Source organism: Paenibacillus dendritiformis (assembly GCF_021654795.1).
Classification (GTDB): domain Bacteria; phylum Bacillota; class Bacilli; order Paenibacillales; family Paenibacillaceae; genus Paenibacillus_B.
The window spans coordinates 4586830-4610368 of record NZ_AP025344.1 but is presented as its reverse complement, the minus strand read 5'-3'; the positions used below and the strand labels follow the sequence as shown (position 1 = coordinate 4610368).

The 23539-nt window shown below is 55.8% G+C and carries 18 protein-coding genes; 10 read left to right on the top strand and 8 right to left on the bottom strand.

Annotated features, from left to right (window positions below):
- Positions 1-135: 135 nt before the first annotated feature.
- Both L6439_RS20405 and L6439_RS20400 read left to right on the top strand, forming a co-directional pair.
- Complete coding sequence (locus L6439_RS20405) at positions 136-384, top strand: AbrB/MazE/SpoVT family DNA-binding domain-containing protein (RefSeq protein ID WP_006676399.1); 249 nt, start codon at positions 136-138, stop codon at positions 382-384.
- A gap of 210 nt (positions 385-594) precedes the next feature.
- Entirely contained in the window at positions 595-2940 is a 2346-nt protein-coding gene (locus L6439_RS20400; protein WP_213469130.1) for a fibronectin type III domain-containing protein, read from the top strand.
- A gap of 376 nt (positions 2941-3316) precedes the next feature.
- Here the strand turns inward: L6439_RS20400 and L6439_RS20395 are convergent, their stop codons facing one another.
- Positions 3317-4378, bottom strand: a complete 1062-nt coding sequence (locus tag L6439_RS20395) for a phosphodiester glycosidase family protein (protein WP_213469129.1) — start codon at positions 4376-4378, stop codon at positions 3317-3319.
- Positions 4379-4393: 15 nt separating this feature from the next.
- Positions 4394-4804 carry a hypothetical protein gene (locus tag L6439_RS20390; RefSeq protein WP_213469128.1) on the bottom strand — a complete coding sequence of 137 codons (411 nt, stop codon included), beginning with the start codon at positions 4802-4804 and terminating at the stop codon, positions 4394-4396.
- 318 nt (positions 4805-5122) lie between these two features.
- Here L6439_RS20390 and L6439_RS20385 point away from each other — a divergent pair, with 318 nt between their 5' ends.
- The gene (locus L6439_RS20385) at positions 5123-6334 is read left to right on the top strand and encodes an aminotransferase-like domain-containing protein (protein WP_168178180.1); all 1212 of its coding nucleotides are present in this window, start codon (positions 5123-5125) and stop codon (positions 6332-6334) included.
- Between the two features lie 19 nt (positions 6335-6353).
- Here L6439_RS20385 and L6439_RS20380 read toward each other — a convergent pair whose 3' ends face one another.
- Positions 6354-7166 carry a DUF2161 domain-containing phosphodiesterase gene (locus tag L6439_RS20380; RefSeq protein ID WP_168178179.1) on the bottom strand — a complete coding sequence of 271 codons (813 nt, stop codon included), beginning with the start codon at positions 7164-7166 and terminating at the stop codon, positions 6354-6356.
- A 348-nt stretch (positions 7167-7514) separates the two neighbouring features.
- Here L6439_RS20380 and L6439_RS20375 point away from each other — a divergent pair, with 348 nt between their 5' ends.
- A complete protein-coding gene (locus L6439_RS20375) occupies positions 7515-9410 on the top strand; it encodes a PrkA family serine protein kinase (RefSeq protein ID WP_213469127.1) in 1896 nt (631 codons plus the stop codon).
- 1181 nt (positions 9411-10591) lie between these two features.
- Positions 10592-11170, top strand: coding sequence for a DUF2199 domain-containing protein (locus L6439_RS20370; RefSeq protein WP_168183090.1), 579 nt, complete (start codon positions 10592-10594; stop codon positions 11168-11170).
- A gap of 70 nt (positions 11171-11240) precedes the next feature.
- Here L6439_RS20370 and L6439_RS20365 read toward each other — a convergent pair whose 3' ends face one another.
- A complete protein-coding gene (locus tag L6439_RS20365; protein WP_213469126.1) occupies positions 11241-12083 on the bottom strand; it encodes a DUF368 domain-containing protein in 843 nt (280 codons plus the stop codon).
- A gap of 205 nt (positions 12084-12288) precedes the next feature.
- Between L6439_RS20365 and L6439_RS20360 the strand changes: the two genes are divergently transcribed.
- The 5 genes from L6439_RS20360 (at position 12289) to L6439_RS20340 (ending at position 16837) form a co-directional block, all read left to right on the top strand.
- Positions 12289-13776 carry a hypothetical protein gene (locus L6439_RS20360; RefSeq protein ID WP_237096562.1) on the top strand — a complete coding sequence of 496 codons (1488 nt, stop codon included), beginning with the start codon at positions 12289-12291 and terminating at the stop codon, positions 13774-13776.
- Between the two features lie 189 nt (positions 13777-13965).
- The gene (locus L6439_RS20355) at positions 13966-14601 is read left to right on the top strand and encodes an FMN-dependent NADH-azoreductase (RefSeq protein ID WP_168183063.1); all 636 of its coding nucleotides are present in this window, start codon (positions 13966-13968) and stop codon (positions 14599-14601) included.
- 165 nt (positions 14602-14766) lie between these two features.
- Positions 14767-15192 (top strand): cell wall hydrolase, encoded by a 426-nt coding sequence (locus L6439_RS20350; RefSeq protein ID WP_168183062.1) that lies wholly within the window; start codon positions 14767-14769, stop codon positions 15190-15192.
- A 234-nt stretch (positions 15193-15426) separates the two neighbouring features.
- Complete coding sequence (gene gerQ, locus L6439_RS20345) at positions 15427-15798, top strand: spore coat protein GerQ (protein WP_374043257.1); 372 nt, start codon at positions 15427-15429, stop codon at positions 15796-15798.
- A gap of 214 nt (positions 15799-16012) precedes the next feature.
- Positions 16013-16837, top strand: coding sequence for an aldo/keto reductase (locus L6439_RS20340; RefSeq protein WP_168183060.1), 825 nt, complete (start codon positions 16013-16015; stop codon positions 16835-16837).
- 395 nt (positions 16838-17232) lie between these two features.
- Here L6439_RS20340 and L6439_RS20335 read toward each other — a convergent pair whose 3' ends face one another.
- The 4 genes from L6439_RS20335 to L6439_RS20320 all read right to left on the bottom strand — a co-directional run bounded on the left by L6439_RS20335 (position 17233) and on the right by L6439_RS20320 (position 23529).
- The gene (locus L6439_RS20335; RefSeq protein WP_168183059.1) at positions 17233-17901 is read right to left on the bottom strand and encodes a 3'-5' exonuclease; all 669 of its coding nucleotides are present in this window, start codon (positions 17899-17901) and stop codon (positions 17233-17235) included.
- Positions 17902-18062: 161 nt separating this feature from the next.
- Entirely contained in the window at positions 18063-20252 is a 2190-nt protein-coding gene (locus L6439_RS20330; RefSeq protein ID WP_420540568.1) for an alpha-galactosidase, read from the bottom strand.
- Positions 20249-21787 carry a response regulator transcription factor gene (locus L6439_RS20325; RefSeq protein ID WP_213469123.1) on the bottom strand — a complete coding sequence of 513 codons (1539 nt, stop codon included), beginning with the start codon at positions 21785-21787 and terminating at the stop codon, positions 20249-20251. Before L6439_RS20325 ends, L6439_RS20330 begins: the two co-directional genes overlap by 4 nt.
- Positions 21784-23529 carry a cache domain-containing sensor histidine kinase gene (locus L6439_RS20320; protein ID WP_213469122.1) on the bottom strand — a complete coding sequence of 582 codons (1746 nt, stop codon included), beginning with the start codon at positions 23527-23529 and terminating at the stop codon, positions 21784-21786. The genes L6439_RS20325 and L6439_RS20320 overlap by 4 nt, the downstream gene beginning before the upstream one ends.
- Positions 23530-23539 lie beyond the last annotated feature (10 nt).

Here is a 23539-nt window from a genome sequence, read left to right as displayed (position 1 = left end):
ATAGATGAACAGAATAGATAAAAACGAAATTGATTGACATTTTTCAGCAGGAATTTCGTCTATAGTATCGAAGTAATAGAAGCAGAGTTTTCTAAGGGTAATCATGAGGAAGTATATACAAGAGAGGTGGAACAGATGAAACCTGCCGGAGTAGTCCGTAAAGTCGATCAACTGGGACGCATTGTGTTGCCCAAATCGTTGAGAAAACGTTACCAGATGAACGAGGGGGATCCTGTCGAAATTTTGGTGCAAGGCGACCATATTATTTTGGAGCGCTACCGTCCGAAGTGCGTATTCTGCGGGTCCATGGATGGAGTCGCTGAGTTCAAGGAACGATACATATGTTCTCCATGCATGAATGAGATGACGCATCTCGTTCGCTAACCGGGCAAAGAAGCATCGCAAGATGCTTCTTTTTTTATCATTTTTTGAAAACCCCATTCATCGACCTCTATTTGTTACCAAAGACTCTATTTAAAATCCGATTTAGTATAAAAGTCACGAAAAAGACAATACCTTAATCCGATAAAATGTTATATAATGGAATCATACTTACATATTATTACTTCAAACTTATTTTTTGGGGGGAGTAAAATGAGGTTACGCAAGATCGGCTGGTTGTGCATTGTCTTGACGTTGGTTGCAGGCTTGATCCATGCCATGCCCGTGAACGCCGCGGCGAGCAAATATACGGGCGGCCTGCTGGACGGAGTTCCGCTTCCAACCGGAAGCACCATCGGGAAGCCGTCAGGCAGTCCGGTGACGCAATTGACCGATAATAATGCTTCAACTGCTTATCGGTTGAATGCAGGCACATTCGTCTGGAACACCTTTTCCGAACCGGCGGAAATCACCGCTGTGATTGTGAATAGAACCGCAGGCACTAATGCTGTCATCGAGTTCTATGATCCGGACGACCATCTGCTGTTATCCTATCAGCCTGTTGTCAACGATGGCGTTGTATCGTTGCCGGTTTCTCTCCGTAATGTGAAGACGGCGGTATTAAAATCGACCGGCTCCTATTCCACGATTGCGGAGTGGAACGTGTTCGCCACGCCTTCGGCGCCTCCTTCCGTTCCCGTTATCAATTGGATTCAGGCTGGCGACAAGACGGTAACGCTTGAATGGGGATCGACCGGGGCCAAATCATACCATGTCAAGCGGGCAACGTCCCCGGGAGGACCGTACGCCATGCTCGCTGCGAATGTGAAGGATCCTGCTTATACGGACAAGTCTGTGACGAACGGCATTACGTATTACTATGTCGTAAGCGCTATGAATGAGGCGGGCGAGAGCGGCCATTCCGGCGAGAAGAGCATCCGGCCGAACGCCACCAAGTATACGGGCGGCCTGCTGGACGGATTAACGCTGAAGGCAGGAACAACTCTTGCAAATCCCACGGAATCAATACGGGTACTAACCGATAATAATGCTTCATCTGCTTACCGGTTGAATGCAGGGAAACTTATCTGGCACACCTTTTCCGAACCGGCGGAAATCACCGCTGTAATTGTAAATCGAACCGCAGGGACGAACGTCGTTATTGAGTTCTATGATGCGGAGGACCATCTTCTGTTATCCTATAACCCTATTATCAACGACGGGATTGAATCCTTACCCGTTTCTGTCACCAATGTGAAGAGGGCAGTAGTGAAGCCGACAGGCTCCTATTCCACACTTGCAGAGTGGAACGTGTTCGCCGCTCCTTCTTTTCCGCCTTCCGTTCCGGCCATGAATTGGGTTTACGGAGGCGATCAGACGGTAATGCTCGAATGGGGCTCGACGGGGGCGAAAGCATACCATATCAAGAGGGCAACGTCTCCCGGAGGTCCATACGCCATGCTTGCTTCGAATGTAAAGGGGACGGCTTATACGGACAAGGCCGTAACGAACGGCGTAACGTATTATTATGTCGTAAGTGCGGTAAACGAAGCGGGCGAGAGCGCCCATTCCGGCGAGAAGAGCATCCGGCCGAATGCCACTAAGTATACCGGCGGCCTGCTGGACGGATTAACACTGAAGGCGGGTGCGTCCCTGGCCAACCCGACGGAATCCGTACGGGTACTCACAGATAATAACGCGTCATCTGCTTATCGGTTGAACGCAGGCAAATTCGTTTGGCACACCTTTTCCGCTCCTGCCGAAATCACCGCGGTTATTATGAATAAAACCGCAGGCACTAATGCTGTTATCGAGTTCTATGACGCGGACGAGCAACTGCTGTTATCCTATAACCCTGTCGTTAACGATGGCATTGAATCGTTGCCCGTTCCTGTAAGCAATGTGAAGACGGTCGTATTGAAATCGACCGGCTCCTATTCCACCATCGCGGAGTGGAACGTGTTCGGGAAGACGACCGGCGTGCCGCCGGCGGAGCCGATTGTCTTGAACGGAACGGCAGGAGACGCCAGTGTGACGTTAAGCTGGAATACCCTCAATGACGCAACAGGCTACCACGTGAAACGGTCCGCAACGACGGGAGGGCCTTATGCCACGATTGCTACCGTTACATCGAGCACTTACGGTTATATCGATTCAAGTGTCATGAATGGAACCGTCTATTATTATGTGGTCACCGCATTATATGAAGCCGAGGAGTTGGCGACATCCAATGAAGTGGCCGTGACGCCGCAGGCGGGGAACAAGCCGGGGCCTGGACCCGGCGAACCGGGAGAGCCAGGCGGTGAGGGGGATCGAGCGTTGCTCCGGATTATGCTGATTAACGGGGCGGACAAGGAATACGACTTGTCCATGCAGGAAGTCAACGCGTTCATCAGCTGGTATGAAGGCCGGGCTGCCGGAACGGGACCCATCACGTTCTCTATCGACAAGCACGGCAACAATAAAGGCCCGTTCAAGCAGCGCAAAGATGTCATTATCTATGATAAAATCATAACCTTTGAAATTAACTCGTACGAAAATGGGCAAAAAGCGAGCTAAATCCTGCATCCTGTCGAACAAACAAAGCCGCGGCTGAAAATGCCGCGGCTTTTCTTCGTCTTCGGATGACCTATTAGGCAGCTTGTCCCGTTACAGAAAAAGCTCCCCTGCGTCCGGGAAGCTTCTTCGCCTTTACAAGCCTTTGGTCTTATCGTCGTTATAACCTGCCGTTAAGATAGCTGTCAAGAACATGGCCATCACGAGCACGATAATCCAGAACGTCGTCGTCATGGTACGCCCACCTCCATTGATCTAATCTCATTATAACCAAGACATGCCAAAAAGGAAATGATTAACGTGAAAAATCGCACGGCGCGACGAGCGCATTTTGTGGTAATCTATTAGATTTTTGCGGCTCGGTGCTGGATTTCCCTTATTATTTGAAAAACAAAAAGTGAGTCGGCAGCGCCCGGAGCTCCCCGTCCGAAGGATTGTTCACCACTCTGCCGTTGAAAATGAGCGACGAGGAGCCGCCGCCATCGAGATTGTAGGCATCGATGACGCCGAGGTTCGACAGCTTCGCCTGCAGTTCCTCCAGCTTGGCGCCGGAGCTTCCATTCTCATCATACCCATCCGCGACGAGGATTAATAATTGATCATCCTTATAATTGCCGATTACGGTGCGCGGAGCCCGGGATGACTGCCATTTCTTCGGAATGGCCAGCTTGCGCCCGTTCTTCAGCAGCGCCGGAACGAAGGTGGCTCCGTGCTGCGGCTTCAATGTATCCAGCTGCTGCTTCTCTGAAAATTTGCCGCCAATCAGCTTCCCGCCGACATCGAGCCCGACGAAGGCCAGGTCTTTGTAGGTCGGCTCGAATGAATTCACATATTCTCCGTTCATGACCGTCGTGCCGAGCGGATACCGGTTGCCCTTCCCGTCCGCGAACCCGCCGGCATTGACTCCGGCGACGGCCCCGTAGCGCTTGACGGCCTGCAGGGTCGTCTCGGCCCCGCCGTACTTGTCCTTGCCCAGCGTCAGGCGCATGGCGGACGGATCCTTCAGCTTCACCTTCATGGCGTACCCCTGATAGGTTGGCTGATGAATCCGGTACAATTCGGCCCGCAGCTTGTCGCTGTCGATCCGTTCCTGCGCTGTGCCAAGCTTGGCCGAGATGCGCCGGTCATAGATTTGCTCCGGACGCTTCGCCTGCGCCCCGGCCGTGCTGACAATATCGTTCATCGCCTGGGTGGTCTGCCGATACAGAACCGATGTCTTCTTAATAGATTCGACCGTGAAGGAGGCGGTATGCTGCGCCTCGTCCAAGCTTATGTATAGCTTCTTGTTCTTGTCCGTCCAGCCCGCCGGCTCGGAAGGAGGGGACCACTCCACCTCCGCCGTGACGTGCAGCGTGGATGCCAGCATCCAGATCATCATCCCGATGAACGGGGCGGTAATCAGCATGAACAGCCGGTTTATTTGTTTCACTCGCACATTCATCGTATCGCCTCACCGCTATTTCAAAAGATCCATTTTTTTCTTCAAGTCATTCAACTGCTTCTTCACTTCATTCAATTGAGTGTACAGCTTGTTGCTGTTGTCGGTCTTATCCGACGCATTGTCCTTCGTGAAGGTGAGGAGCTGGTTGAACGTGTCCACCTTGCTCTGCATTTCGTCCAGCTTTTTGTTCATGTCGGCCAGCTGCTGTTCGTAGGACTGCTGTACGATCTTGAGCTGGGCCTCGGTCTGCTTCTGCAAATCTTCCAGCATCGTCCTTTTCATATAATCACTATAGAAATAGGTCGCTGTCACGCCAAGCCCGATCATGACGACCCAGAACAGAAGGAACCATTTGGCATTGGAACCGCTAGTCTTCGTTCGAGCGCGACGGGTAGTCTCGGGGGAAGAATTCGTGGATGGCTGCATAGTCTAATCACCTCGAATGAAGTCGTATTTCGTCAAAACATTTACTATTCTAGCATGTATTCTATCACTGGTGGATAAAATTTTGCAAAAAACATACAAAATAGACATAGATATAACAATAAAACGATAGATTTCCCTCCTTATGCCTCCAACTTCGAACACAAGGGCGCGCCAAAACAAGCTTCAGGAAGACATCGGGAGAAGCTTGAGAAGGCGTTTACAAGCAGATAAAACGGCGCTTATGACCATGACGATCCCATTGCATAACACCAGTATTGGGTGTATCATTTTTGAAAAATGGGAAAGGGCGATAGCCGAATGCAATACTCATTCTCTACCCGCGTGTCATCCGTCGAAAGCTCGGCCGTACGCGATATTTTGAAATTAACGCAAGGAAAATCGATCATTTCTTTTGCGGGAGGCCTGCCGGCCGAAGAATACTTCCCGATGGAAGCGATTCGCTACGCGGCGGATCGCGTCCTTCAGCAAAGCCCGCAAGCCCTTCAATACGGCCTGACGGAAGGGACGACCGTGCTGCGGGAGCGTCTAGGGGCGCGTCTCCAATCGCAGAGGAACATTCCGGCTGCCGTCGACGAGATTCTGATTACGAACGGATCGCAGCAGGCGTTGGATCTGTTCGCGCGGGCGATGCTGAATCCGGGGGATACGGTACTTGTGGAAAATCCGACCTACTTGGCTTGCCTGCAGGTGCTGAGCATGAATCAAGCGAACATCGTCCCGGTGGACAGCGACGACCAGGGCATGATTCCCGAGGATGCGGCGGAGAAGCTGAAGCGCCATAAGCCGAAATTCGTCTACGTCGTGCCGACGTTCGGCAATCCGACCGGCCGGGTATGGAGCGTCGAGCGAAGGCAAGCGCTGCTGAATCTGTGCCGGGAGCATGGAACAGTCATCCTGGAGGACGACCCGTATGGGGAATTGCGGTTCACTTCGGATCGCGTGCCGAATATCGCCGCGCTGGAGGGCGAGACGGATCATCGTCTTGTCGCTTATACGAGCACGTTCAGCAAGACGGTCGCGCCTGGATTAAGAACAGGGTGGATTGTCGCCGATCGCCAGATTATTCGCATGATGGCGCGCGCGAAGCAATCGGCGGATCTGCATACCAGCGTGCTGGATCAGCTCATTTTGAGCGAGATGCTGCTTCCGGAAGTGTTCAAGCTGGATGATCATATCCATAAATTGTCTTCCATTTACAAGGAAAGAATGGAGACGATGGAAGCCGAGCTGTCCCGGAACATCTGGAGCAGCTCCGTCTGGAAGAAGCCGCAAGGCGGCATGTTCTTCTGGGTGGAGCTGCCCGAAGGACTCGATTCCCAGACGCTGCTGGCTTGCGCCGTCGACAAGGGCGTCGCCTTCGTGCCGGGAACCTCATTCTATGCCGGAGACCCGAAGCGCAACACGATGCGGCTGAATTACTCGTTCGCGGAGCCGGACGTGATCCGCACGGGCATGGAGCGGCTGACCGAAGCCGCCTCCGAATTCCTCGGGCGCTATGCCGGCGAGTAGCCTGTAGCCAGGCACCCTCTTATGTATCGCCCGCCATCGGAAGGCCGGTGACCTCCGCTGTCCCGGCCCCCGGCTTGCGCCATTCGCGCACGATATGGGCGTAGCGCTCCAGCGCTTCACGCCCTTCCCCCGTCAGCGCGTAGACGCCCCGGCTGACCCGCTCGAACCAGCCGTAATAATTGCGCTGCAGGATGGCGGCCGCATCGCCGACGCCGCTGCCATCCCGCACGGCGGCTGCCCGGAGCGGGCCGTCTGCCAGGCAGTGCGCCGCGCGAAGCGCTTTTTCCCGATAGGCCGTCACGAGCGGCTGCTTCGTTGTGCCTCCCACGTTGTAATCCCCGCTGCGGGCGCTGAATTCACGGACGAGCCGGGCCGCTCTGGTCTTCACGGGCCGCGTCGCCATGTAGCTGGCCTCCGAACCCGCGGGCGAGCAGATAATCTCGACGAACGGCGCCTTGCGCTTGTAGAATGTCACGAGCAGGAAGCCGATGCCGAGCTTGCCGCACAGCAGGCGCAGGGACGAGACGGAGTGTCCTTTGCCTCCCTTTTTCTTCTCGACCGCGACATACACCTGAGGCGACAGCTTCTGCCGTTCGAGCGCCTGCAGGACAAGCGTCAGATTGAAGGAAGGCTTCATTTCCACAATGATCGGCGGTTCCTCCTGTCCCTCGGGCCCCTCCGGCCGCATCGCGACCAGATCGCAATGGCGAACCTCGCCGCGAACGATATATCCCCTTGCTTCAAAGAAAGCTTTCAACGGAGCGTACAGCTCCGATTCCTTGCGTGCCGCCGATTTGGCGGGCTTTGCTTCACGATGGTCAAAAGCGTCCATGTCCGCAACTTCTCTCCTCTCTCCGAACCTTGGCCGATCCGCATTTCCCGGTCTCCTGCCGCGCAATGAGCATCCCGGCTCGCTGCTAACACGAGTATAACATGAGCCGGGCAGGCTTGCTTTTCGCCAAGTTGGTCTGCAAATTACCGTGCTAATAATCCGTCCGGGCCGCATAAGTATGTATTACACTTTGTTCACGCACCGCTCCAGCAGGGCTGTCGAGAGCCCGCGAGGCGCGGCCAGTCTCTAAGAAGCATGAGCAATCATGGAGAATCGTGCATACCGTATACGAAGCGAAGCGGCGATGAAGGGCTGTGTTGCAAATCGGGAGCAATGGAGGTATAGAGTATGGATATTTTCAAGCGGATTTCAGAGCACCGCGCCGAGAGCGAACGATTGGCCTGGACCGGTACCTTTAAAGAATATGTGGAACTGCTGCGTCGAGATCCGACACCTGCGATGACCGCTCATGCACGCGTGTATGAGATGATCGCGTCGCACGGCGTGGAGGAAGTTGACGGGCATAAGCGATATGCCTTTTTCGAGAAGGAAATCTTCGGTCTGGACCGGGCCGTGCACAAGCTGGTAGAGGAATATTTCCATTCGGCAGCCAAGCGCCTTGATGTGCGCAAGCGCATCCTGCTGCTGATGGGGCCGGTCAGCGGCGGCAAATCGACGTTGGTCACGATGCTGAAGCGGGGGCTGGAGCAATTCTCGCGCACGGAGAAGGGGGCCGTCTATGCGATCAAGGGCTGTCCGATGCATGAGGAGCCTCTGCACCTGATTCCGCATGAACTGCGAGCCGAGGTGGAGCAAGAGCTGGGCGTCCGCATCGAAGGCAATCTGTGCCCGGCGTGCCAGATGCGGCTCCGCACCGAATACGGGAATGACATCGAGCGAGTTCCGGTCGAACGCGTGCTGATCTCCGAGGAGAACCGGATCGGCATCGGGACCTTCAGTCCGTCCGATCCGAAGTCTCAGGATATCGCGGATCTGACGGGAAGCATCGACTTCTCGACGATTACGGAGTACGGTTCGGAGTCCGATCCGCGGGCATACCGCTTCGACGGGGAATTGAACAAGGCGAACCGCGGCTTGATGGAGTTCCAGGAGATGCTCAAATGCGACGAGAAATTCCTCTGGAATCTGCTCTCGCTGACCCAGGAGGGCAATTTCAAGGCCGGGAGGTTCGCGTTAATCAGCGCGGATGAGCTGATCGTGGCCCACACGAACGAATCCGAGTACAAGGCCTTCATAGCCAACAAAAAAAATGAAGCGCTTCAATCCCGGATAATCGTGATGCCGATCCCGTACAATCTCAAAGTGTCCGAGGAAGAAAAAATATACGCGAAGCTGATTAACCAGAGCGACATGAAACATGTTCACATCTCGCCGCATGCGCTGCGGGCCGCCGCGATTTTCTCTATCCTGACCCGGCTCAAGGAGTCGAAGAAGCAGGGCATGGATCTGGTCAAAAAGATGCGGATGTATGACGGAGAAGAGGTTGAAGGCTATAAAGAAAATGATCTCAAGGAGATGCAGAGCGAATTTTCCGAGGAAGGGATGTCGGGGGTTGACCCGCGCTACGTCATTAACCGGATATCGAGCGCCTTGATCAAGCAAGATCTTCAGTGCATCAACGCGTTGGATGTGCTGCGTGCGTTGAAGGACGGTCTGGATCAGCATGCTTCGATTACGAAGGAGGAACGGGAACGGTATCTGAATTACATCTCGGTGGCGCGCAAGGAATACGACAATCTGGCCAAGAAGGAAGTGCAGAAAGCGTTCGTCTATTCCTTCGAGGAGTCGGCGAAGACGCTGTTCGAGAATTATCTGGACAACATCGAGGCCTTCTGCAATTGGAAAAAAATCCGCGATCCGTTGACGGACGAGGAAATGGACCCGGATGAGCGGCTGATGCGCTCGATCGAGGAGCAAATCGGCGTCTCGGAAAACGCGAAGAAGGCGTTCCGCGAGGAAATTCTGATCCGCCTGTCCTCGTATTCCCGCAAAGGACGCAAATTCGATTACAACAGCCATGAACGGCTGCGGGAAGCGGTCGAGAAGAAGCTGTTCGCCGATTTGAAGGATATCGTGAAAATTACGACCTCGACGAAAACGCCGGATGAGACCCAATTGAAGCGCATCAACGAGGTGTCCGCCCGGTTAATGGAGGAGCACGGGTATTGCCCGGTCTGCGCGAACGAATTGCTGCGTTATGTGGGCAGCCTGTTGAACCGCTAAGCAGCCCGAAGCGAATAGGGGCATGACGGGAAACCTGCAAGCGAAGGGCTTGCAGGTTTCAGATTGAAGAACAAACTCCCGCGAATACGGAAAGCGCGGGAGTTCTTTACGTTTTTTATCCCTATCATCTGCTCCACCAATACTGCAAGAATGCATCAATTTCATTGACACGAGGTTGCGAAAATACGATTACTGCAAAAATACAGCAATCACCGTGCGGCGAAGCATAAATAGCGTTCAAAATGGCGGAATAATGTAACTCTGCAGGATTTTCTCGGAATTTAGCCTCTTGAGGTTAAAAATGCTGTGCCTGTCAGGCTGATGAGAAAGAAGTTATGAGCAGGGAAATGGATAATTCCACCAGCCTGAAAACGGCGCCATTTCCTGAGACACGCCGATTCGGTAAGCGAATCCTGCAGAAATACAGCAATTCGATAGGGACGACTATTCCAGAAAGGGAATCCTGCAAAATGACAGGAATTTCCCCGGTTTCGCTTCGGCTTGAAGCAAAAAGGCCTAAAATGATGTAGATTTGCAGCATTTCCCCGGGAGTGTGACTCATGAAGCCGAAATTCCTGAAAAATAGCAGCAATTTCCTCCGCACGTCCAAGCCCCGGGAGGCAACGATGCTTCCAGCAGGCCGATAATGCTTCCTGAAGGCGATGATCCCCCCCAGCATCCGACGCGGTCGCTTGGCTCCCGTAAAATCAGGGCATTGAGCAGTTTATGGGACTCTTTACCTGCGATGGATCTATTCTCCCGGTAAAAAACGATTTAAGACGCGCTGAGAGCCAATGTCTGGATGAGGAAAATGGACCATCTCCACCCCTTCGTAAAAAACAGTGGTTTCTCAACAGTCTGGCCTGTGCAGTAATTTCATGCGGGGAACAGCTTGCCCTATTTCTTCGAGAAATGTTTTATCGGATAACATGAGCGCATTATGAATTCGGGGAATGAAAAGATGTTAGCCCAGAAACTCCAATAGCGGATCTGAGCGATGACAAAAACGCTGTTGGTATTCATGTACACCCCGGTTGATAGGCTTGATTCTTAAAACAAATCGACATAATTCGACATTTTGGTGTTGATTTTTGTTGATTTTTGTTACAAAATGTTCACAATCTCCCTCTTTCAATCTTCCAAATTTTGAGTAAATTATTAGTGGAGGGAGAGATATAGAGATGAAAATGATTGATGGTGTGAACGGTACCGCTAACTCAACGGCCGCCGGGAGGAGGCGGCGCCATCGCATCCGGCTGCGCAAGCCGGAGAAAAAGGCCTCTATCGGGGTATATACCGATTGTTCGGCTCCATTCTACGTGACGGAGATCGAGCCTTGGGAGCGGGAGGAACGCTGCCGCTTCATGGGCGGGGAGATCGTCATGGACGGCCGCTATCATTATGTGCGCGGAAGCCTGCGCGTCCCGTACGGCAATGGCCGCGGACATATCCGCTGGGAAGTATGGGTGGAGATCCGCCCGGATGACGCCGCCGGCTCATCCAAGCCCGAGCGCGGAACGTACCCGCTCGGCAATGCGCCCGTGGAAGGGCGGCTGTCTTCCGCGATCCCGGGATATCCGGATACGTTGACGCTGGCTGTCAACGTGCATTACCAGAGCAGAGGGGCATTGCCCGATGTCCGCATTCAAGACATGGAGCATCTCCTGGGCAGAGAACAGCGGGAAGGGATCTCCTTCCAGAGGTGGCTGGAGCTTCGCCCGCTGCATGCCGAATATCATCGCTACACCGACGCGCAGTAATCTCACATCATCTACGATCGACTTCATATATGCGGAAGAAGGCACTGGCCGTTGAGGCCGGTGCCTTCTGTTATGGTATGTTGATTTCCGCTTCTATTTTCTGCGCGGGGCGCTGTCCCAGGAAGAATGCGGCCGCGAATCCCGCCGCCAGCGTGACGATGCTGATGACGAGCGTCATGGCGGATCCGTTCAATCCGGGGTAGACGACGGCGAGGGAGCCGACCACCATGCCGATGATTAATGCGTACATCACGGCCGGGAAGCGGCCAAGGAGCATGCGGATGAATTTGCTGCTGACGATAAAGCCGACGATGACGCCGCTCCCGATGATGGCGATCAACGGAATATTGAGGCTGGAGAGCGCGTGAATCGCGGTTGGATAAGCGCCGAGCAGCAGCAGCACGAAGGAGCCGCTGATTCCCGGCAGAATCATGGCCATGCTTCCGAGCCAGCCCGCCAGAAATAAGAACACGCCGGAAGATGCGGTCAATTCAATAAGCGGAGCCTGTCCCTCGGGGCGCACAAAGGCGGTGGCCGCTACGGCTGCCCCTGCGGCAATCGCCAATAGGTAATGGACAGCCTTGAAGGAGCGGGAGGCGTCCGCTTCTTTCCACAGAAAAGGAAGGATGCCTACAATCAGTCCCAAAAAGAAAAAGAATGTTGGCTGGGGATGCTCGGCCAGCAGCCATTTCATCAGACGGCTGAGCAGCAGCAGGGAAGCGCCTACGCCGATTCCCAGCGGAACGAGAAAGCCCAGGTGCTTCTTCCATTCCCGGCTGAAGAACCCGCTGATGGCGGCGATCAGGCGCTCGTACATCCCGAGGACAACAGCGATGGTTCCGCCGCTGACGCCAGGAATAAGATCGCTGGCGCCAATGAGAATTCCGCGAAAGATATTTTTCCACTCGAACATTGATAAGCTCCTTTACATATCGATAGTCCAAAACAAGCCATACCCATTGTACTATCAATTGCCGCGAGAGTCCAAAGGCCCGCTTGTTCATCCAATAACAATTTAAAAAGGAAAATGCATAAACCTCCTGCCTGTCTATCCATAATAATGTCGAGTGCTGAGCGCAGGTTCGGCCCACTTTCATATCCTATAAGGAGGCAAAGGCATGACTTTTCAACAATTTCGACCTCAAAGTCAGGCGCCGTCATCCGGAGCGGGGTTGTCCGGCGGTATCGTGGCAAGCACGTATGCCGGCAATAATTCCGGCCCATCGGGCAGCACGGCGAACGAAGGCGCGTACAACAGCTTCAGCGGTCAAGGCAGCTTCGCGCCAACGAGCAGCTTCGGCGCGGCTGGCGGCGGTCTGTCCGGCGGCATCGTGGCGAGCACGTACAGCGGGAACAGCTCCGGCCCTTCCGGCAGCACGGCGAATCAAGGCGCGTACAACAGCTTCAGCGGTCAAGGCAGCTTCGCGCCAACGAGCAGCTTCGGCGCGGCTGGCGGCGGTCTGTCCGGCGGCATCGTGGCGAGCACGTACAGCGGGAACAGTTCCGGCCCTTCCGGCAGCACGGCGAATCAAGGCGCGTACAACAGCTTCAGCGGTCAAGGCAGCTTCGCGCCAACGAGCAGCTCCGGCGCGGCTGGAGGCGGTCTGTCCGGCGGCATCGTGGCGAGCACGTACAGCGGGAACAGCTCCGGCCCTTCCGGCAGCACGGCGAATCAAGGCGCGTACAATAGCTTCAGCGGTGAAGGCAGCTTCGCGCCAACGAGCAGCTTCGGCGCGGCTGGCGGTCTGTCCGGCGGCATCGTAGCAAGCACGTATGTTGGCAATAACTCCGGCCCTTCCGGCAGCACGGCGAACGAAGGGGCGTACAACCGTTTCAACCAAGGCTTCTCGGCGATGGGCGGCCAAGGCTTCTCTGGCGGCATCGCAAGCGGGCTTCAATCCAACTATGGAGCTTTCCAACCAAGCGGCTTACATAGCTTTGGAGCCCCATCGTTTGCCAGCCAATCGTTCCAGCCAAGCGGCCAAGTGCAAAGCATCACGGCCCAAACTCATGGCGCGCAGCAAAACGTAGTGCCAAGCAACTTCCAGCCAAGCGGCCAAGTGCAAAGCATCACGGCCCAAACTCATGGCGCGCAGCAAAACGTAGTGCCAAGCAACTTCCAGCCAAGCGGCCAGACGCAAAGCATTACGGCGCAAACTCATGGCGCGCAGCAAAACGTAGTGCCGAGCAACTTCCAGCCAAGCGGCCAGACGCAAAGCATTACGGCGCAAACCCATGGCGCGCAGCAAAACGTAGTGCCGAGCAACTTCCAGCCAAGCGGCCAAGTGCAAAGCATTACGGCGCAAACCCATGGCGCGCAGCAAAACGTAGTGCCGAGCAACTTCCAGCCAAGCGGCCAGACGCAAAGCATTACGGCGCAAACCCATGGCGCGCAGCAAAACGTAGTGCCGAGCAACTTCCAGCCAAGCGGCCAGACGCAAAGCATTACGGCGCAAACCCATGGCGCGCAGCAAAACGTAGTGCCGAGCAACTTCCAACCAAGCGGCCAGACGCAGAGCATTACTTCGTCGCTGTCTTCCGGCGAATCGGCTTCCAGCGTTTCGGAGCTCGTGCGAAGCGTCCAATCCGACAACCAATTGGGGTAAAGACACGGCGGCTCTCCAGGGCCGCCTTTCTCTTTTATTTTGCATAAAAAATATTGCTTGACATTAGTAAGTAACATTCGCTATTATACTTACATAAAGTAAGTTGATGTTATTTAATGAGCGACAGTGCTGAGTCAACATCCACAATTCGATCATTGATAGCAAATTTGACGCAGAGGTGACAAACCGATGAAAAAAGTACTCGTTGTGAATTCCAATCCAAAACCGACGGAAATGTCTTATGGACTCCGTCTGGGAGAGCATTACCTGGCCGCGCTGCAAGCAAAAGGCGACGTTGCCATCGAACGCGTGAATCTGTATGAAGATACGATTCCTCTTATTGACGGCAGCGTGTTGGACAGCTGGGGGAAGGCCGCGAAAGGCGAAGCGCTGACTCCAGAGCAAACGAAAGTGCTCGGCCGCATGAACGAGATTCTGGAGCAATTCATTGCCGCCGATCTGATCGTATTCATTACGCCAATGTGGAACCTGAGCTATCCAACCATGCTGAAAGCTTATATCGATAACGTAATTATTGCTGGCCGCACGTTCAAGTATACGGCGGAAGGCCCTCAAGGCCTGCTTCAAGGCAAACGGGTCGTGCATATCGAAGCGCGCGGGGGCTTCTATTCCGAAGGACCGGCACAGGCGTTCCAATTCACGAATTCGTATCTGAAAGCCGTGATGGCATTTATCGGAATTACGGAATATGAAAATATTGTGGTGGAAGGCATGAACGCGGTTCCGGATCGGGCCGAAGAATTGCTGGAAAACGCCAAGCGCGCGGCGGAACAAAGCGTAGAGCGCTTCTCCGCTTCCGTGTAACAAGCGAAAAGGATTTTTTCCCTGTCTAGGATTTATAGAGTTTTTCCCGGGCCGGCTCTTCCGAGAGCCGGTCTTTTTCTGTTGTCCGCCCTTTGTCCGGTGTCACCAAATAGGCGTATGCACATATGATGAGGATATCGAAAGAAAGGAGGGGAGCGCACGAAGATGGCGGTCATCAAAGCAAACTCCGAAGACGTGAGGCTGCTGGCTCAGCTGCTGCGGGCCGAAGCGGAAGGCGAAGGAGAACTCGGCATGCTGATGGTCGGCAATGTCGGAGTGAATCGCATTTTAGTGGATTGCCTTGATTTTGCAAACGTGCGAAATATGAGGGACATGGTCTTTCAGAGTCCAGGGGGATTCGAATCGACGCAGAAAAGCTATTTCTACCAGAGGCCGCGTGAATCCGAAATCCGTCTGGCCAGACGTGCCGTCAATGGGGAACGCACCTGGCCCGCTACTTACGCGCTGTGGTTCTTCCGTCCGGAGGGAGAATGTCCGGCAACCTGGTACAATCAGCCGAATTCCGGGCGGTTCAAGGCCCATTGCTTCTTTGCTCCGTCTGGCGACGATTGCCCGGATGTGTACCGGTAAATCTCCATCCTGCAGTGTCTGTTAAGCATGGCCATCGCTTGTGACACAACAAATAAAAAGCCGTAAAGGCTAAGAAGGAGAGAGTGCAAGATGAGTTACAGCTATTCCATGTATGGATATTCCAACCCAATGGCGTACCAGCCGCAATCTTGGGGCGGATCCTGGGGCGGATCGAAATGTATGGCCCCTCCGACACCGACCCCGTATATGGGTGGCCCGACAACATCCGGTTACATGGTGCCGCAGCAGGTGCAGGGCGCTGCCGCTCCGCCTGCGGTGCCAAGCGGCAGTCCGATGACGCCAAGCGGAACAGTCGCGCCGACGCCGCCTCAATTATTTGAGCAGTCCTACATCGAGAACATTTTCCGGCTGAACTTGGGCAAAATCGGCACCTTCTACATGACCTACGAGAACAACTCCCAATGGAACGCGAAGGTGTTCCGCGGCGTCCTCGAGGCCGCGGGACGGGATCATATTATCATTAGCGATCCAAATACAGGGCAGCGCATCGTTATGCTCATGGTCAACTTCGATTATGCGACCTTCGATGAGCCGTTGAATTATCAATATCCAGGCGTGACGCCGCGCCTGCAGGACGAGGCGTAATCGTGACTCCAGGCCGCTTCCAATGGATGCGGCTATTTTTTCCGGGACGGGCTTGTCCGGAGAGCGGCCAGGCGGACAGATTGGATTCAGCGGCGTTCGGGTAATATGGGACAGGGTTTGATTTGGTGCGCGGAATGGGGCTATACTAGATAGAGAAAAAGCCATCGCGCAGTATCTGTATGGATTCAATTTTTGCTATGAGGAGGTTGTTAATGTGATCGTTACTTTGAATAATGGTGTGCGCATGCCGCAACTTGGCCTGGGGGTATGGCGCGTAGAAGAAGGACAGCAAGTCAAAGAATCGGTCAAGACGGCGCTCGAGATTGGATACCGCCTCATTGATACGGCAGCGATCTATCAGAACGAAGCAGGCGTAGGCGAGGGAATGCGCGAGTCCGGCGTGAAGCGGGAAGATATTTTCCTCACGACCAAAGTATGGAATTCCGATCAAGGCTACGACGAGACGCTGCGGGCGTTCGAGACCAGTCTGCAAAAGCTGGGTACCGACTATGTCGATCTGTATCTGATTCATTGGCCGGTGCCTGCGAATGATAAGTATGTCGATACATACAAGGCGTTGGAAAAATTGTACGCCGACGGCCGCGTGCGGGCGATTGGCGTATCGAACTTCCATATCCCGCATCTGGAGCGGATTTTGCGGGAGTGCAGCGTGAAGCCGGCCGTCAACCAGGTAGAATGCCATCCGCGCCTGGCTCAGAACGAGCTGCGTGAATTCTGCAAGCGCAATGAGATTGTGTTGGAGGCTTGGAGCCCGCTGATGCAGGGCGGCGATATATTGACGAACGAGACGATCGGCGCCATTGCCGGCCGGCATGGGAAGACGCCTGCGCAGACGGTGATCCGCTGGCATTTGCAGAAGGGCAACATCGTTATTCCGAAATCGGTCACGCCATCCCGCATCCGGGAAAACTTCGATGTATTCGACTTCGAGCTCACGGAAGAAGAAATGACCGACATCAACGGGTTGAATCAGGATAAGCGCGTCGGTCCGAATCCGGACGAATTCAATAACGCGTAAAGACAGCGGATATATGCGGGACCTGCGTCCCGGAGACAGGGAACCGTCCGGCAGATGCCGGTCGGTTCTTGCTTGTGCGTGAAGAACGGGGAACCGGGAACAGGCACACTGCTCCTTCACGCCGAGCAAATAAGAGGCAATCATGTCGATGGTCTCCGCCTTGATCCGCTCGGATGAGACGGGCAGCGCGGAGAACACGATCGTGTCCGCGAGCCTGTCCAGCGTCTCGAATACGACAAACGGCGCAGCTTCGCTATCCGTGACGCGCAGCTGGTCCCGTGTCAGGTTCAAATACTCCAATGCAGGCTCCGGCCCAGTTCGTATTGTTCATTTTGTTGGCTGGGGCAAAACATCCGGCTCGTACGGCCGCACGCTGCCCGGCGCATCGCCCCGGCTCACTCCTTCGGCAGCTGCAGCCGGGCGAGCGCCGCGAACGGATTCGCATCCGCATCGGCTTCCGGCTCGTCCCGATAGACGACGGCGCTCTCATAGCTCGGATGCTCCTGGACTTCATTTCGCTGAAGCTGGATATGATCGATCATATGGATGTAGATGAGCGCCGTATTGTATGCGTCATCGAGCGCCCGGTGCTGCGTGCCGACGAACGGAACCTGCAGCGTGTCAAGCGCGGTCTTCAGTCCGACCTGCTGGTGGCTCCCCCGGTTCATGACCTGGGACACCGGCTTCTGCAAATTGTTGTGGTTACGCAGCCAGTGGAGCGGAATGCGCTTCATGCGGCACTCCTTCAGGAACTGGGCTTTGTCGTCCGGTCCCCAGGAGCAGAGCGCGTAATCCTCCGTATCAATCCAGGCGACGAATTGATCCAGCACATCCTGCAGGACGGGAGAAGCGTTGACGTCTTCCTGGCGGATGCCCGTGAAATTGACCGTATCCTGCGACAGCTTGGGGGAGAGCGTCGGCTTGACGAAGGCCTGGAATGTGTCGACGATGGCGGCCTTGCCGTCCTGCTCCGCTACTTTTACCGCGCCGATCTCGATAATCTCCGCGAATTCCCCTTTTTTCCGCTTTACGGTCATTTCCAGGTCATAGATGATGGCTAACATGGGCTTACTCCTGTTCTGTTCATTTAGTCTCTCTGTATTTTACCATAAAAGACAAGACAGGTTGGAAGGAACTACTTGGATGGGAGGGACGAGGGGAAGGAATCGGCGCGGCACGGAACCGCCGCCTCTGCCGTTGAGGGGCAAAGACGGCGGTCTATTGCTTAGACAGCGGTAAAGCGGTAAAGGATGCTGCAGAAATCCTGCTCCATCTGCGGCAGATGAATCCCTGCGTACATGAGTTCATCGCCGCCGTACATGCGGCCGGTCTGTTCCAAGCGGTACATGGTATCCGGACAAAGACCTCGCAGCTTGATGCGGCCGATCGCCGGGTTCGGCCCGGCGAGCACGCGGAAATGGCCTAGCAGCGCCTCCTTGCGATCCGCGGAGACGAACATCCATGCCGTCACGGCGCTGGTGAACGGACTGGAGAGGCGGTACATGTCCCCCTGCTGCACGAGAGCGCGCACCGATTTATAGAACGCCACCTGTGCCTTGACCTCCGTCTTCTCCGCCTCCGTGAACTTCGTCAGATCGAGCTCATAGCCCAGGTTCCCCGACATCGCGACATGTCCTCTCATCTCCAGGGAGGTAACGCGCCCGAGCTGATGGTTAGGGACGGCCGATACATGCGCCCCCATGGCGCTGACCGGGTAGACGAGGCTGGTGCCGTATTGAATCTTCAGGCGCTCGACGGCATCGGTGTTGTCGCTTGTCCATGTCTGCGGCATGTAGAAGAGCATCCCCGGGTCGAAGCGGCCGCCGCCGCCGGAGCAGCTCTCGAACAGCACCTCCGGAAAGGCGGAGGTGACCTGCTCCATGACGCGGTACACGCCCAGCATGTAGCGGTGCGCCGTCTCCCGCTGCCGCTCGGGCGGCAGGGCGGCGGAGCCGATCTCCGTCATGTTGCGGTTCATATCCCATTTGACATAGGCGATCGGGGCGCTCGACAAAACACTGGTGAGCATGTCCGCAACCGCACGGCACACGTCCTCCCGGGAGAAATCCAGAATAAGCTGCGAGCGCGCCTGCGTCCGTCTCCGCTCCGGGACATGCAGGCACCAATCCGGATGGGCACGGTACAGATCGCTGTCCGGGGAGATCATTTCCGGCTCGAACCAGAGGCCGAACTGAACCCCCTGCGCATTAACCCGCTTCGCGACATCCGCCAATCCGCCCGGAAGCTTCTCCGCGTTCACGAACCAGTCGCCCAGAGAGCTGCGGTCATCATTGCGCTTCCCGAACCAGCCGTCGTCCAGCACGAGCAGCTCGATTCCCAGTTCAGCGGCGCTGCCGGCCAATGCTTCGATCTTGTCTGCCGTAAAGTCGAAGTAAGTGGCCTCCCAGTTGTTGACGAGCACCGGCCGTTCCCGATCGCGGTACCGGCCGCGGCAGAGCCGGGTGCGGTACAGCCGGTGATAGGTCCGGGACATCCCGCCCAGCCCGGCGGCTGAATAGACCATGACCGCTTCCGGCGTCTGGAATGATTCGCCCGGCTCCAGCAGCCATTCGAAGTCGAACGGATTCAATCCCATCGAGACGCGCGTCGAACGGAATTGATCGACTTCCGCCTGGGCGAGGAAGCTTCCGCTGTAGACGAGGCTGAAGCCGTACACTTCGCCGTGCTCTTCATCCGCTCCCCGTGACAGCAGCGCAATGAACGGGTTGTGCTGATGGCTGCTTGAGCCGCGGCGGCTCTCGACCGATTGCATGCCGGCCGCCAGCGGGTGCCGCTCGATATGGCGCTCCCGCGCCCAGGCGCCCGGCAGGCGGAGCAGGTCGAATTCCGCATGCGGGAAATCGACGCTCATGCTGAGCGCCCGCTGGAGCCTCATCGCCGCGCTGCCCGCATTCCGGAAGCAGACGGAACGCGCAATGGCGTCATGCTCCGCGAATACGGTATACCGCAGTAGCGCCTGCAGGCCCGTGACCGCATCCTCCAGCTCGACCTCCAGGGTCATCGCTTCTTCATCGGCCTCGGCATAGGTCGCGGGCAGCCCTTCCAGAGCCGGCTTCCCGCTGACAATCGCATGGCGCCGGTACATCAGCTCGGACGCCGTTCCCCCATGGGCCTGCCGCGCTTCATAGGCGGGGTGCCGGAAATCGCCGCAGCCATACCCCGGCAGCTCTTGGGGAAGCGTATCGGGCGAGAATGAGCGGTCATGCGGATCCGGATTCGGATGGAACGAGCATCGCTCCACATAAGGGATTCGCTCCAGGGCGTGAATTCCTCTCAGCTTGCGCCCCCAATAGATATGGGCGAGATAGCCGCCCTTCACCACTTGCATGATGTAGCTTGTCTTCGGCGTCTGCAGGTGAAAGAGCTGCTCCGCCTCGTTGTAGTCAATCTTCAATGTGATCCCTCCCATGACGTAATAGCCGGCTTCTGCATATTTTGGAGCTTTCGTTTTTTCTTATATTCGGAGGGAGAGCATCCCTCGAATTCGAAGAAGCACTTCGTAAAGTGTCTTGTGCTGAAATACCCGACTTGCTCGGCAACCTGCTGCACCTGCAGCGACGGGTCGGCAAGAAGCTGCTTTGCCCGCATCATCCGCAGCCGCATCACGTATTTCACGAACGTGGTGCCCGTTGTCTGATGGAATAACGTGCTCAAATAGTTGGGCGTGACATGAAAGTCCCGGGCCAGCTCCGTCAACGTAATCTCGCTCGCATAATGCTGCTCCAGATAGGAGATGACCTGCTCAATCATCGTGGAGCCGCAATCCTTGGAAGCATGGTGCGGCAGCAGGCTGTCTCCGGCCTCGTGAAGCGCCTCTATCCAGTTCTCGCTGCAGATGTCAATCCGCCGGTTCATCGTGACGGATGCATAGTCCCCAATCGATTGCGCGACGGACGGGGAGCAGGCGGACAAGCGCTCCGCATGGAACAGCTGCCACAGCCGATCGGCGGTCTTCATATAGGACAAGTAGTGACGGCCCTGATAGGCCGCGCTCAGATCGAGCCACAGCCGGCTGAATTCTGCCAGATTCCCAGCGTGCGCTCCGATCAGCAGTTCCTTGCTCCAGTGCCTGCCTATCCCCCTTATGACGCGCAAGGGAGCGAAGCGGGCACATTCGTTCAATTCGTGCCGCAGCTCCTGCAGCGAGGCGCATATTCCGGTAGAGAACAGCGTCACGGTCACCGCAGCCTGCGCGCCGCTTGCCGTCTGCGCCTCATCCTCCAGCTCGCGCAGCAGCCTGCGCATCGCCCGGCTTCCTTCCTGCTCCCGCTCCGGCAGCCAGGCGCCGATAAGAGCCATATGGCCATGGGGGAGCAGGAACAGCGCCGGATAGAAGGATTCGGACACGAGCGCTTCCATCTTCAGGCGCAGCCGGGAGAAGTACTGCTGATGGAATGCTCTCTCCTGTTCCTTCAGGCCGCTGTCGATCGCGAACGAGATGCCCATATACTGCGCCTGCTCGATAAACGGATCATGGCATGACGAGTGTGGATCGACCCAGCCCGAGAAGGCCGCGTTCAAGTTGCTCTCGAACTGCTTATACAGCAGGCTGCGCTGCTCCCGGACGATCCTGGCGACCCGCAGCAGCGCCTGTTCCAACTCCTTGGCGCTGGACGGCTTCAGCAAATAATCGGCCGCTCCCAGCTTGACTGATTCCCGGGCGCTGTCGAAGTCCGAGAATCCGGTCAAAATAATCCACTGCGTCAATGGAGAAAGAGCTTTTCCGCGGCGCATCGCTTCCAGCCCGCCCATCTCCGGCATTCTCAGATCGAGCAGCACGATGTCGGGCCTGCAGTCCGGCAGCAGTTCAAGCAGATCCTCTCCGCTCTCCGCTTCCCCGCATATGCCGAACGGGTGCGGCATCTCCTGAATCATGCTCACCAGCGTCATGCGTACCAAATATTCATCATCGGCAATCAGAACTTTCATGGACTCACTTCTTCCTTGCGGATTTGAATCGTAATGCTCGTGCCCTCGTCCACCGCGCTCTGAACGGCAAAGGCTGCCGACGGATAGAGGAGGCGCAATCGTTCCTTCGTATTGGCCAGCCCGACCGCATTCGGCCGGACGGATGCTTCATCGAAGCCCTTCCCGGTATCCTTCATCGCAATCGAGAGCCAGGGCTCCCCGTCGACCGACACCTCCGTGGCCTGCACTTGCAGGAAGGCCGGGCGCCTGAGCGGCTCGATGCCATGAATGATGGCGTTCTCAACGAGCGGCTGCAGCAGCAGCTTCGGAATCATGGCATCTCCGACGGCTTCGTCATGTTCGATGCGGAAGGTGAACTTGTTCCCGAAACGCAACTGCTGCAGCTCGCAATAGCGCTGCAAAAAATCGAATTCCTCCCGAAGCGTGCTCTTGGGCCGGTCCTCCAGCGTATACCGCAGCATCCGGCTGAGCGAGACAATGGCTTCTTCCAGCACATCCCGCTTGTTCATCCGGTTCAGGCCGATAAATCCATTTAACGTATTGTAGAGAAAATGCGGCTGAATCTGCGACTGCAGCGCGCGATATTCCGCTTCCTTCAACTGCAGCTTGGCGATGTATTCGCGCTTGACCATGTCGCTGATTTGATCAGCCATCGTGTTATAGGCGAGCGACAGTTCATGGATTTCGCCCGTCCCGTTCCTCACCTCGATGCGCGACTGCCAGTCTCCGCGCCGGAAGCGGTTCATCGCGGCGAGCAGCTTGTGGTACGGGTTGATGATCCAGCGCGACAGCAGCTTGAACAGCAGGAATGTCGCCGCGATTCCGGCAATGGCGAACAAGCCGCCGACGATATAGAACCAGCGGATATTGTTCTTTAATTCCGTCTTGGACAGCAGCACGACGATGCTCCAACCCGAGCTGCTCATCTGCTTGGCGATCTTGACATAGGAGTCGCGCTCGCCCTCGACCATGTCGCCCGGCTGCACCGCTTGAAGCTGGATCTTCTCCGACAGCGGATGATTGGAGAAGATCAATTGATTGTCCTGGTCATAGATGCTGACAATCGAAGATACGTCGAATTCGATGTCCTTGACCAGATGATTGATGATGGACAGATCCGCGTCCGCCATCAGCACGGCCAACGGCTGCCGCGAGTCCGGATCCTGGATCAGCCGGGCGACGGAGAACGCATGCGATACGGCCGGGTTCGTCACGTAGTAGCGCGGATGCGGGCTAATGAAGACCGTCTTGCCGTCGGCTTCGACCGCCTTCTTGTACCAGGATTGCTTCCGGAAGGAATAATTTTCGGTAATCTGCCCTCCTTGCGAGGAGGGGAGCATATAGGTCGAGCCGTCCAACGGCAGCAGCACGATGCCCAGAATATCGCTGCGCAGATTGCGCAGCAAGTTCGGCAACCCGTTGCGCAGCGCGCGTTCCGACAGCAGCTTCGTATAATCGTCTACGGTGCTGTAGCGGGAGCTCGCTTTTAATTTCAGCGCGTTCATCACTTCGTCGCTCAAGTAGGGGGTAATGGTCAGCCGCACCAGATCATCGAGATACGTTTCCATATTTTTCGACAGCGATTCCAAAATGGTCTCTGTCTGCTTCGAGGTTCGCTCGGTAATAACGTTATAGAAATAGGAGGGCATCACATACACGATGACAAGCATCGGAATCATCAGGATGATGAAATACAGCACAAGCAGCTTCGAGCGAAGCGAATGCAATTTCTGCGAAATCATGATGCCCTCC

Bases quoted from the DNA above. Each gene is read 5' to 3' on its own strand.
- L6439_RS20405 (WP_006676399.1), top strand. From the start codon at position 136: ATGAAACCTGCCGGAGTAGTCCGTAAAGTCGATCAACTGGGACGCATT.
- L6439_RS20400 (WP_213469130.1), top strand. From the start codon at position 595: ATGAGGTTACGCAAGATCGGCTGGTTGTGCATTGTCTTGACGTTGGTT.
- L6439_RS20395 (WP_213469129.1), bottom strand. From the start codon at position 4,378: ATGAATGTGCGAGTGAAACAAATAAACCGGCTGTTCATGCTGATTACC.
- L6439_RS20390 (WP_213469128.1), bottom strand. From the start codon at position 4,804: ATGCAGCCATCCACGAATTCTTCCCCCGAGACTACCCGTCGCGCTCGA.
- L6439_RS20385 (WP_168178180.1), top strand. From the start codon at position 5,123: ATGCAATACTCATTCTCTACCCGCGTGTCATCCGTCGAAAGCTCGGCC.
- L6439_RS20380 (WP_168178179.1), bottom strand. From the start codon at position 7,166: ATGGACGCTTTTGACCATCGTGAAGCAAAGCCCGCCAAATCGGCGGCA.
- L6439_RS20375 (WP_213469127.1), top strand. From the start codon at position 7,515: ATGGATATTTTCAAGCGGATTTCAGAGCACCGCGCCGAGAGCGAACGA.
- L6439_RS20370 (WP_168183090.1), top strand. From the start codon at position 10,592: ATGAAAATGATTGATGGTGTGAACGGTACCGCTAACTCAACGGCCGCC.
- L6439_RS20365 (WP_213469126.1), bottom strand. From the start codon at position 12,083: ATGTTCGAGTGGAAAAATATCTTTCGCGGAATTCTCATTGGCGCCAGC.
- L6439_RS20360 (WP_237096562.1), top strand. From the start codon at position 12,289: ATGACTTTTCAACAATTTCGACCTCAAAGTCAGGCGCCGTCATCCGGA.
- L6439_RS20355 (WP_168183063.1), top strand. From the start codon at position 13,966: ATGAAAAAAGTACTCGTTGTGAATTCCAATCCAAAACCGACGGAAATG.
- L6439_RS20350 (WP_168183062.1), top strand. From the start codon at position 14,767: ATGGCGGTCATCAAAGCAAACTCCGAAGACGTGAGGCTGCTGGCTCAG.
- gerQ (WP_374043257.1), top strand. From the start codon at position 15,427: ATGGTGCCGCAGCAGGTGCAGGGCGCTGCCGCTCCGCCTGCGGTGCCA.
- L6439_RS20335 (WP_168183059.1), bottom strand. From the start codon at position 17,901: ATGTTAGCCATCATCTATGACCTGGAAATGACCGTAAAGCGGAAAAAA.
- L6439_RS20325 (WP_213469123.1), bottom strand. From the start codon at position 21,787: ATGAAAGTTCTGATTGCCGATGATGAATATTTGGTACGCATGACGCTG.
- L6439_RS20320 (WP_213469122.1), bottom strand. From the start codon at position 23,529: ATGATTTCGCAGAAATTGCATTCGCTTCGCTCGAAGCTGCTTGTGCTG.